Origin of the sequence: Streptomyces sp. (assembly GCF_031178505.1) — a bacterium.
GTDB classification, from domain to species: domain Bacteria; phylum Actinomycetota; class Actinomycetes; order Streptomycetales; family Streptomycetaceae; genus Streptomyces; species Streptomyces gulbargensis.
This window is the reverse complement of the sequence record NZ_JAPSIW010000889.1, coordinates 1-2,567: the sequence shown is the minus strand read 5'-3', so window position 1 is coordinate 2,567 and position 2,567 is coordinate 1. Positions and strand designations below refer to the sequence as shown.

The window sequence follows — 2,567 nt, the reverse complement described above, 5'->3', positions numbered from 1 at the left end:
TCCTCGGCTACGGGGCCTTCGCCTCCGGCGCCGCGCTGCTCCCGATGACCGTCCTCCTCATGATCTTCATGACGGCCCTCACCTCCCGGCTCATGACGAAGGTCGGCGCCAAGCCGCTCATCGGCGTGGGTCTGCTGCTCCTCGCGGCCGGTCTCGTCTGGCTCGCCGCCGTCGAGCCGACCGGCACCTTCCTCGTCGACGTCCTGCCGGCCTCGCTGGTCGCCGCGCTCGGCATGTCCCTCGCCTACATCCCGGCGATGATCGCGGCCATGTCCGGCGCCCCGCAGGAGCAGGCCGGTCTCGCCTCCGGCATCGTCAACACCACGTACAACGCCGGCTCCGCGCTCGGCCTCGCCGCGCTCACCGCCGTCGCCATGTCGCAGGGCGCCGACCAGCTCGGCAACCTGCCCCGTCTGACCGAGGGCTTCTCCGCCGCCTTCATCGGCGCGGCGGTCGTCGCGGCCGTGGGCGGCGTGATCACCCTCCTCGTCATGAAGGGGGACAAGGCCGCCGCGGCCGAGGCCGCCCCCGCTCCCGCTCCGCGGGCCGAGAAGGCCGGCGTGTGACGCACCGGGTGCGTGCCACCACGTGCCCCGGGGGCCGCCCGACGTCCGTCCCCATGGATGTCGGGCGGCCCCTTTCCCGTACCCGGCGGGGCAGTCGCACCTGTCCGGGCCGGGGGCGGGGTGAATCCTTTCCCGTGCGGCACGCCTCTCATAGGCGTGCGGACGACCGCGTCCGCTCCCCAGCCCACCGGGAGGACCCCATGACCACCACCGTCGTGATCGCCGTCGCGGCCGCAGCGCTGCTCGTGTGCGCGTGCGCCGTCATCCTGCGCCGTCGGCGTCACCGTGGCTGACCACGGCTGGCCCGGCGCCGGCCTCGTCACGGCGGCGCAGCACGGCGACGTGGAGGCGCTCACCGCGCTCGTGTACGGCTCCTACCCGCACGTGCGGCGGTTCGCGCACAGCTTGTGCGCCACCCCGCAGGACGCCGAGGACGCCGCCCAGGAGGCGGTGATCATCCTCTACCGGAAGATCGGCATGCTGCGCGCCTCCGGGGCGCTCGCCTCCTGGATGTTCCGGATCGTCCGCAACGAATGCCTGCGCCGCACCCGGGCCCTGCTCCACCGGGCACCGGCCACCGATCCCGTACCGCCCGGGACCGCCCCCGGCGCCACGGCCCGGTCCGCCGAGGAGGACACCCTGCTGCGCCTGGAGGCCGAGCGGGTCGCCGCCGCCGTCGCGGCCCTCCCCGCCGACCAGCGGCAGGTTCTCGTCATGCGCGACATCCAGGGCCTCCCCGGCCGCACGGTCGCCGACCGTCTCGGCCTGAGCACCGCCGCCATGAAGTCCCGCCTGCACCGGGCCCGTTCGGCCGTCCGGGAGGCGCTGAGCGAGGAGGGGAACCGATGATCACGAAGCACGGCCCCGCACCACGGCGTTTCGCGAGCGCCACCGTGCCACGGCATCTGGCCCGCGGAGCGCTCGGCTTCGGCGCCCTCGCCGGGACCCTCGCCCTGCTGCCCACCCTCGGCCCGCTCGCCCTGCTCCTCGTCCCGGTCGGGCTGGTCGCGCTGCGCGGCTGCCCGATGTGCTGGGTGATGGGCCTGGCCGAGACGGTCTCGGCGGGCCGCCTGCGCCGCACGTGCGCGGACGGGAGGTGCGAGCTGACCGCGACGCGCTAGGGAACCCCGGCGAGAACGGCACGCCATGGCCCGGTCCGGGCTCCGGCTCCGGTCCTGGTCCTGGCTCCGTCCCGGGACCGGGCATCGGCAGCGGCACCGGCTCCGGTTCCGGTGCAGGCCCGGCAGAGCCGTTCGTCCCCGACCGGCCGGAACAGCATGGGCTGGATGTGCTCACCCTCGCACTCCCGTGCTCCCGCGAGCCGCGCCGACAGGCGGGGCCGGTCCTGCGGGTCCTGCGCGTCCGGTGCTTCGGGGGGCGGGGGTGGTGGCGGCACCTCCCGCAGGAGGTAGCGCAGGAAGCCGCCGGGCCGGTGCACGGGTGTCCCGTCGCGCGGCAGGCAGCGCCGGACGTGTTCGCGTACGTCGGCGGGGGTGTGCCCGGGACCAGCCAGCGCGCCGCCAGCCGCGTCAACTCCTCCCGCATCCCGGCGGGTACGAACCGCAGCGCGGGCGACAGCAGCGGCAGGGCCCCGACGAGCGTCCGCGCCTCCTCGGCGACGCGGTCCAGCGGCGGGGGCGGGGGCGCCTCGGGGCCCGGGACGGGCGCCGGTGCAGGTTCCGGCGCCGGTTCGGGCACCCGTGCAGGTTCCGGCTCGGGCTCCGGCTCCTCCGGTTCGGGTTCGGGCTGCGGCTCCGGGGGTGGCGGCCGGAAGGAGGAGGAGTCTTCTTCCGGTTTTCTCTTTGGAAGACCGTCGGCCGCCCGACGGGTCCGCCCACCGACGGCCGGACCGCCGTCACTCGGCGCCACCTGCGACGACATCCACGCGAGCAACTCGGCGGCCTCGGCGGCGGTCAACGGCTCGTTGGAGACGAGCTGGTACGTCTCCCACTTCCCGCCCGGCCCCTGCACACGCTTCTCGTGCAGAAACCCCTCGTCCTT

3 protein-coding genes are annotated in these 2,567 nt (G+C 75.4%); all 3 read left to right on the top strand.

Annotation, left to right across the window (positions count from 1 at the left end; genetic code table 11):
- On the top strand, nt 1-566 hold a 566-nt coding region (locus tag RIF68_RS34015), incomplete at its 5' end, for an MFS transporter (protein WP_309055330.1).
- A gap of 285 nt (nt 567-851) precedes the next feature.
- On the top strand, nt 852-1,415 hold the full coding sequence (locus RIF68_RS34010) for an RNA polymerase sigma factor (protein WP_309055329.1): 564 nt from the start codon (nt 852-854) through the stop codon (nt 1,413-1,415).
- Nucleotides 1,412-1,687: a hypothetical protein gene (locus RIF68_RS34005; RefSeq protein ID WP_309055328.1), complete on the top strand. Its 276-nt coding sequence runs from the start codon at nt 1,412-1,414 to the stop codon at nt 1,685-1,687. The genes RIF68_RS34010 and RIF68_RS34005 overlap by 4 nt, the downstream gene beginning before the upstream one ends.
- Nucleotides 1,688-2,567: the final 880 nt, after the last annotated feature.

What these genes read in the sequence shown, in the direction of transcription:
- RIF68_RS34005 (WP_309055328.1), top strand. Translation starts at nt 1,412, where the DNA reads ATGATCACGAAGCACGGCCCCGCACCACGGCGTTTCGCGAGCGCCACC.